Annotated in this window: 3 protein-coding genes, 1 tRNA gene and 1 pseudogene; 1 reads left to right on the top strand and 4 read right to left on the bottom strand. The window is 46.2% G+C overall.

Going from position 1 to position 4065, the window contains the following annotated elements:
* Window positions 1-130: 130 nt before the first annotated feature.
* The 4 genes and pseudogenes from IM509_RS04295 to IM509_RS04280 all read right to left on the bottom strand — a co-directional run.
* Window positions 131-292: pseudogene (locus IM509_RS04295) on the bottom strand (helix-turn-helix domain-containing protein); the annotation flags it as partial.
* A 223-nt stretch (window positions 293-515) separates the two neighbouring features.
* Window positions 516-1706 carry an FtsW/RodA/SpoVE family cell cycle protein gene (locus IM509_RS04290; protein ID WP_052278017.1) on the bottom strand — a complete coding sequence of 397 codons (1191 nt, stop codon included), beginning with the start codon at window positions 1704-1706 and terminating at the stop codon, window positions 516-518.
* 70 nt (window positions 1707-1776) lie between these two features.
* A complete protein-coding gene (locus IM509_RS04285; RefSeq protein ID WP_004161566.1) occupies window positions 1777-2721 on the bottom strand; it encodes an isoaspartyl peptidase/L-asparaginase in 945 nt (314 codons plus the stop codon).
* 512 nt (window positions 2722-3233) lie between these two features.
* Window positions 3234-3306: transfer RNA gene (locus IM509_RS04280), tRNA-His, on the bottom strand.
* Between the two features lie 102 nt (window positions 3307-3408).
* Here IM509_RS04280 and IM509_RS04275 point away from each other — a divergent pair.
* The gene (locus tag IM509_RS04275) at window positions 3409-3795 is read left to right on the top strand and encodes a DUF4359 domain-containing protein (protein ID WP_002757343.1); all 387 of its coding nucleotides are present in this window, start codon (window positions 3409-3411) and stop codon (window positions 3793-3795) included.
* Window positions 3796-4065: the final 270 nt, after the last annotated feature.

Below are 4065 nucleotides of genomic sequence, written 5' to 3'. Positions count from 1 at the left end.
TTCTGAGTTCATCGGTTTTCGAGGATTAGAAACCCCCTAAATTTCGGAAAATTACTCGGATAGAATCGGAACAAACGCCAAAATTTAGACTAACTTCTCGGAATTCAAGGGCTCGGTCAACGCGCGATTACCCTGCTCTTTCTTGTCTCTCGTACCATGTTTGTGTTCTGAGATGGAGAGCTTTATTGTCAACCAATCTTACACAGCCCAAAGTGCGCCGCAATAGCGACTCTTGTTCGGGTGTGGGGTAAAATCGGTAGCGATAGCTTTTCCATGTCTCACATTTTAGCATATATTTCGTAAATGTGATAATATTTAACAGTAAAGCCGTCGTAGAACGACGGGGTTTCAGACCCAAAATTTTCGATGATTTCTAGGGTTTGGCCAGGGAATTGGGTGAGAAGTCAGTCCCGATGAAAAAATTTTCACCCCCACAGATGAAAGAGGTTTCCTTCCTACACCCCACACCCCACACCCCACATCCTCTTTCAAGTCAGGAGATAGTATTGAGCTTTTTAGCCGTCAGCCATCAGCTTTTTCTCCCTGCTCCCCGCACCCTTCTGCCAAGTCTGGCGCTCTAGGCTGTCATTTTCTTCCCTAGCCACCCGGATTAAGAGGGCTGCTAAAAAGAGACTGGCTAAACTGGAACTGCCGCCATAACTAAAGAGGGGGAAAGGTAAGCCGGTAGTGGGTAAAGAACCAGTGGCCACACCGATATTTAACAGGGATTGACCGATCAAAATTACCATCGCCCCGATCGCCACTAATTTTTTGATGCGATGACGACATTTAACCGCCACGATCAGGGCGAGAGTGGCGTAGAGAAATAGCATGATTAACAGTAAAATACCGCCAATAAAACCAAATTCCTCACCAAAGACAGCGAAAATAAAATCCGTATCCGGGAAGGGTAGATAAAATAATTTTTGTTGGGATAAACCGTAACCGCTGCCGGTGGTTCCGCCAGAACCGATCGCCAGTAAACTCTGCACCAATTGATAACCATCACCCCGGGGATCCTGCCAGGGGTCTAAGAAAGATAAAATCCGTTTTCTCTGGTATTCGCGGAAAGTAACACTAACCACGGCCATAGTTACACCCAGTAAAGCGCTGCTGGTCATGTAGGATAAAGGCAGACCAGAGGCAAGAGCGATCAGCCAGAGAGTTATACCACACAGAGCAGTGGTACTCAAGTTAGGTTGTAAGAGGATGCCCGCTAGAATTAGCCCGAAAATAGCGATCCAAGTTAACCGTTGATTGACATTTAAACGCGGCCAACCACCGAAAACCGCCGCCCCTTGCAGGACGAGAAACGGTTTCATAAATTCCGACGGTTGCAAGAGAATCGGCCCGATTTTAATCCAACGGGTGGCTCCGTTGATATTCGCTCCCAAACCAGGGATGAGAGTGATCAAAATTAATCCTAAAACTAATAAAATCATCCAGGGTGCGATTTTGAGCAGATTCTCGATCGGCAATCGCACCAGGAAATTAAAGCCAATTAAGCCAATCCAAAGCCAGATTAATTGGCGGATAAAATAGTATAGTCCGTTATCAAAGCGACTGTCAGCCAGAGCGTAGGAAGCCGAAAAAAGCACGACTAACCCCACTAACAGCCACAAGAAAGTCATCGAGCGCAATAATCGCGCTTCGGCTGACCAGTTTTTCACATCGGGGTCAAAAATAGGAATAATGTATTGCCACACGGAGATTTTCGAGAAGAAGTATCTTGTACAGATTAACCGAAAAGACTAGGCTCGATCGCAGTTTGTTCCACTATCCGACGGCGACATGACCGATTAAACCCGCGTTTTCACCGTGCCATTCTAGGGTATCACCGATCGCCTGACCGTCATGATAGGCAGCCAAGAGAATTTCCGCCGTTTTCCCCCAAACAATATTACCCTGACGATCAAGGGAAATCATGCCCAGATCCCGACCATTAGTTTGGGATTCGTGCATCGATTTCTCCACGGCAGCGGCGAGGGAAAAACCATCGCTGACGCGAATGACCACCTTAGCGGCTAAACACTCATCAATAATATCTTCCCCGACTCCCGTGCAACTTACGCCCGCCCATGGATTCGCATAATTGCCGGCCGGCATGGCACTGTCACTAACGCGACCGATTCTTTCTAGTCCCTTACCTCCGGTAGAAGTTCCGGCGGCGATGTCTCCTTGCTGGTCGAGAGCCACCACCCCGATAGTTCCCCGTTGCGCTGAGGAGTCGGCGAATAAACGGGCCATTTTGCGATTAAAATTCGTCTTTCTTTCCTCCATCCATTCTTGAATCCGATAATCGGTGAGGGGATCATAGAGGGGAATTTGTAATTCTCTGGCCAAATCGGCAGCTCCAATTTCCGAGAGAATGCGATCCTCTTGACTTTGGAGAAATTGAGCGAGGCTAATGGGATTCTGTACCCGCGAGACGTTAATGACACCGCTTAAACGCTGGTGACGACCATCCATCAAGGCTGCGCTCATTCGCACCTGACCGTCCGATTGCACCACCGAACCAGTCCCGGCATTAAATCGCGGTTCATCCTCCAGTAACATACATCCTTTTGTCACCGCCTCCACAGCACTCGCACCATTGTCAAGGAGGTTGTAAATATTCTTAACAATCCCCCGGAGAGAATCGCGTACTGATTCTAAACCACCTTTGTCCTCTAGGGAACTCGCTCCCCCATGAATAATTAACTTCGGATTTACTCTGGTCATTATTGTTCTAACATCATATTACCGCTCGGATCTAAACTATCACGTTATCGCTACTCCGCTTCTCCAGTGTCGTCTTAACCAGTAAGTAGGGTTTGCGGCAAAAAGTTTTTCCTGGGGACAGGGTGCGGGGTGCGGGGTGTGGGGTGTGGGGTGTGGGGTTTTACCCATTTTCAGGGGGTCAATTACCTAATTTTCAGGGAAAAAGTCCCGGAATTTTGCCCCGATCACTCCCATATCCGGTACTTTTTGATTGACAAAAAATCTAAAAGTGTTACCCAACAAGGTTTTCAGATTTATTCAGCCAACCCTAATTACTCACCGTTCGCTCCTTTCTGGAAGCGAGAATTTGCTCAATTGTCTCAAATACAGTCTAGCCAACACATTGACCGTTCTCACCGAAATTTATCAGTACATAAAGACTATTTTGAGGTTAACGAATTGATTGGGGATTTGAGTGGGTAAGTGCCAATCAACCCCCTCAAAGCCTAATTATCAACGAGCCTTGAAAAGAGGGCGAACGAGGGGACTTGAACCCCCGAGTGGTGGAACCACAATCCACTGCCTTAACCACTTGGCTACGCTCGCCGTACACCTTTTCAAGTATAGCACAAGACGAATGGTTGACAAGAGGTTTTTTATCCTAATTCAGGCTATGGTTAGGGTAAGTGAGTGATGATTTGAGAGCTTATGAAATTGGCGCGGTTAGGGGGAATAGTGTTAGGAGTGGTTTTAGGGGGAATTGCGGGGATATTGCTGACAACTAACCCTAATCGTCAAGATTACGAACAATACGCTTCCCAGAGGTTAACTAGCTATCTTAAGGATAATGTCTGCGCTCGGGCGCAAGCTTCCCTCGAGGTGCAAGCTCTCTTACGGGGTTACTGTAAAATGTTGGTGGATACGGGTCATCCTTTTTTACAAGAAGCGATCGCCACTCACACCACTAGAAAGAATTTTGTCATTTTCAGCGTTTATCAAACGGAATTATGGTTCCCTCCCCCTTTACCTAGTTATCACTTCAGCACCGTCGGTTTTTTGAACAAATTATACATCTACGAAGCTTTAGAACTGTAGTCAGGCAATTGAAATTTTCCGAGAGTAAATCCTGATGGTAGTGATTTTATTGTAGTGGTGATAGCTGAAACTTTTGCTAATTGGGCATTGTAGCCGACATTCCGCACATCTTCATATACTTTTATATATGGCTCTTCGGGAATTGTTATGCAAATAATTAACTTAAAATAAAATTCGATGAGAGTGCCTAGTCTCAAAAATAGCTGAAATCCATACAGGAAAGGACTTAAGGCACAAATAGGTTAATACCAAAAGATAGACAATTGAGTT

This window comes from Microcystis sp. M31BS1 (assembly GCF_020245285.1).
Classification (GTDB): Bacteria; Cyanobacteriota; Cyanobacteriia; order Cyanobacteriales; family Microcystaceae; genus Microcystis; species Microcystis panniformis.
Note: the sequence above shows the minus strand (reverse complement) of the source record. Positions and strands in the feature narration are given on the sequence as shown.